This is a genomic window from Paenibacillus sp. FJAT-27812 (assembly GCF_001273905.1).
Lineage (GTDB): Bacteria > Bacillota > Bacilli > Paenibacillales > Paenibacillaceae > Pristimantibacillus.
Genome location: NZ_LIGH01000001.1, coordinates 236,382 through 239,353 on the forward strand (window position 1 = coordinate 236,382; position 2,972 = coordinate 239,353).

Sequence of the window (2,972 nt, forward strand, 5' to 3'; positions counted from 1 at the left end):
ATACACTTCTCTACGATTCAAAAAGTTATTTGGCAAAAAATTAACCCAGAGCATGTCTCGCGTAGGGAGATGCATCGATAACGGTCCCATAGAATACTTCTGGGGAACTCTAAAATGCGAAAAGTATTATTTGCATACATACCGAACTTTTGATGAGCTTGAACGGGACATTGAGGCCTACATCCACTTTTACAATAACGAACGATTACAGGCAAAATTAAACGGCCTCAGTCCAATGGAATTCAGGACTAAGGCCGCTTAACGGTTTTTTTATTTGTACTGTCTACTTGACGGGGTGCAGTTCAATTACGCAGCCTCTTCTCTTTTGCTGGATTATTCAGTTGGGTTGACTGCGCTTGGATCCATGTAGAAAACTTCCCACAGATGCCCGTCAAGATCCTCAAAGCCCCATCCATACATGAAACCGTGGTCAACCGCTTCTTTGGAATGTCCAGCGCCAGCAGCATGCGCTTTGTGGACAAGCTCATCGACTTGCTCTCTGTTCTCAGCAGATAACGCTAAAATCATTTCGGATTTCGTTGTTGTATCGGAAATCTCTTTCTTGATGAACGATTTGAAATAGTCTTCGACCAGCAGCATCGCATAAATATTTTCGCCGATTATTAGACAGGTTGCATTCTCATCCGTAAATTGAGCGTTAAATTCAAATCCTAGCGCCGTAAAAAACGCGACCGATTTATTCAAATCCTTAACCGGTAAATTCACAAAAATATTAGCTGTCTTAAATCCCATTAACGATCACCTCATCATTAGATTGTCAAACCTTCGGCGACCGTTGGTTGAAATAGGCCGATTAAAAGTTTGATTTGTTTATCGCTTTATTCTAGCATTTTAAAGACTCGGGCATTTCTTTTAGATTGCTATTTTCAAGTAAAAGGGATGCGCGCCAAAATAAGCTGCTGCAGCGTTTTCGCCCCCCTTATTGTTCAAAAAAAGAAGGCCGACCGCTTTCATACATTCGCTCCAGCTTATCAATCTCCGCAGAAATCTCATGCAGCCAATTCCAATCATTCGTCATGCTGGCCATTAATCCGAAATTGTATTGATCAGCCAGCCTTTGCGCATATTTGGCATTGAGCTTCAGGCATACGTCCAGCTCCGAGGTTTCCTGTTCCGTAAGCTTTCGGCTCTGTTGCAGCAGCCACAGCTCTGCAAGTCGCCAGTGAATATTCATCATAGCGATCAATCCAATCGTCTATAAGTACAATCCTTTTTATTATTGCCAACTTAACGAGCCATTAGTCTTGTTAGCGGAAGATTTCCAGAGGCGGCCTTTGTTTCATCCCTATCAAATTTGTTTTATATCTTATTAACGAATAAGAGGGGGAGTGAGCGGCATGGCGATGAAGCAAACCTATTACGTATCGATATCTGGGAAACGGGTCGAGCCGGAGCCTTCCATCAATGATCAGTTAACGGTAACAGCGACTTTAGAGGAAATTGGCGAGCTGCAGCTGCTGCTGGACCAAATTCAGCGGGATGACGAGAAAACCCAATTTCGCGCGCCTATTCCGTACAAATCCGCCGACCATGACGAAGCGACGGACAAGTTCAACGAGGACATCATCAAGGTGTACGATGCCGTTTATGCGCTTGGCACGAAGGAGACAAAGGATCATATTCGCGAGATGAATATTTTACCAAAGCTCCAAAACCCCGATTACAACTATCCCGGCTATGAGCGTTAGGGCATCACCCGAAGGAGGCTGACGCAGCAGGCTTATGCCTGTTGCGTCAGTTTTTTTGTTTTGTGGCTCGGTGGATGGTTGGTTGATGCTGCTGGTTAAGTAATATGCTGAAATGGTGATACGGCTGATATTGGGTGGCTCTGGTGCAGCAGCAGTTTTATGAACAAGGTGTTACGTCAGCTGATATGCTCCCCTTACTAGCCTTGTCCTTAATTTGTTGGAGTTGCTTGTGCATCCTAATGCGAACGAAGAGTTACTCCTGTTGTTTAGCGCAGCTTCACCCAGCACCACACTAACGGGAAAAACTCCAGCTAATTTCAGCTTTTTTGCTCTCTAGACTCAATTAACGGGAATTTCTCCCTGTAATTTTCCGTTTCGGCGGCTTTCCAGCCAATATTCGTTGAATTTGCATGAGAAATTCCATCTAAATTCTAAAATTGATGATTTCTAATGCAATTAGCTGGAGCATTTCCTGCTAATTGCTTTTTGGTTGGAGAAGTTAGTTTGACGAATCAGCTAGGTTGTACCACATGAGCAAGGTGTTGATCGTGTTGTTTAGCATAGCTTCTCCCAGCACCACACTAACGGGAAAAACTCCAGCTATTTTAAGCTTTTTTGCTCTCAAGACTCAATTAACGGGAATTTCTCCCTGTAATTATCCATTTCGGCAGCTTTCCGGTTTGACCCCTTAATTTTGGAGTTTTAATTGGAATTCAATAGTCGGTTCTTACGCTTGCACTTTATTTCGAGTAAATGCTCCAGAATTCAAAACCCGGTTACAGTTTAATCACCATCGGCTGTATTTGGTTTTGTCGCCAAGCTTGAAAGAAGCATGTCGGTGATAGCATAAAAATACTACGATGCAAACGTMGGTTGTTATAAAAGTCTAAGTATCGGTCTATCGCTTCGTAGGCATCTGCAAACGTTTCAAACTCATTTTTTTGCAAAAGATCTCGCTCTAACTGGCTATGATAGGATTCAATGTAAGCATTCATATTCGGCGATTTTGGCGGGATCCTCTCGTGATGAATATGGAACTCCTCGCAGGCATCACCAAACACGTTACTGATATACTGTGGGCCGTTATCCGTTCGGATGATAGGTCCTTTTCCATCTTTCTTAGGATCAAGCTTGCGTGTCTTCAGTGCCTCCTTAAGAGCTTGYACGACATGCTTCCCTTCACAGGTTGGACCACGGTATTGTGCCACAATGGATCGGTCAAATACATCAATGTAGCTTAAGATAAAAAAGAATCGATCTAGT

5 protein-coding genes are annotated in these 2,972 nt (G+C 43.3%); 2 read left to right on the forward strand and 3 right to left on the reverse strand.

The window, feature by feature from the left end; all coding sequences use genetic code 11:
• Window positions 1–262: IS3 family transposase (locus ADU23_RS31880; protein WP_157266055.1), on the forward strand; the 262-nt coding region annotated here is incomplete at its 5' end.
• A gap of 71 nt (window positions 263–333) precedes the next feature.
• On the opposite strand, the gene ADU23_RS01035 is transcribed toward ADU23_RS31880, so the two are convergent.
• Together ADU23_RS01035 and ADU23_RS01040 are read right to left on the reverse strand one after the other, a co-directional pair.
• Complete coding sequence (locus ADU23_RS01035; protein WP_053372040.1) at window positions 334–753, reverse strand: VOC family protein; 420 nt, start codon at window positions 751–753, stop codon at window positions 334–336.
• A 187-nt stretch (window positions 754–940) separates the two neighbouring features.
• Complete coding sequence (locus tag ADU23_RS01040) at window positions 941–1,198, reverse strand: DUF7667 family protein (protein WP_053372041.1); 258 nt, start codon at window positions 1,196–1,198, stop codon at window positions 941–943.
• Window positions 1,199–1,358: 160 nt separating this feature from the next.
• On the opposite strand from ADU23_RS01040, the gene ADU23_RS01045 reads away from it, so the two are divergent.
• Complete coding sequence (locus ADU23_RS01045; protein ID WP_053372042.1) at window positions 1,359–1,709, forward strand: hypothetical protein; 351 nt, start codon at window positions 1,359–1,361, stop codon at window positions 1,707–1,709.
• 776 nt (window positions 1,710–2,485) lie between these two features.
• Here the strand turns inward: ADU23_RS01045 and ADU23_RS01050 are convergent.
• The coding region (locus tag ADU23_RS01050) for an integrase core domain-containing protein (protein ID WP_157266057.1) at window positions 2,486–2,972 on the reverse strand (487 nt) is incomplete at its 5' end.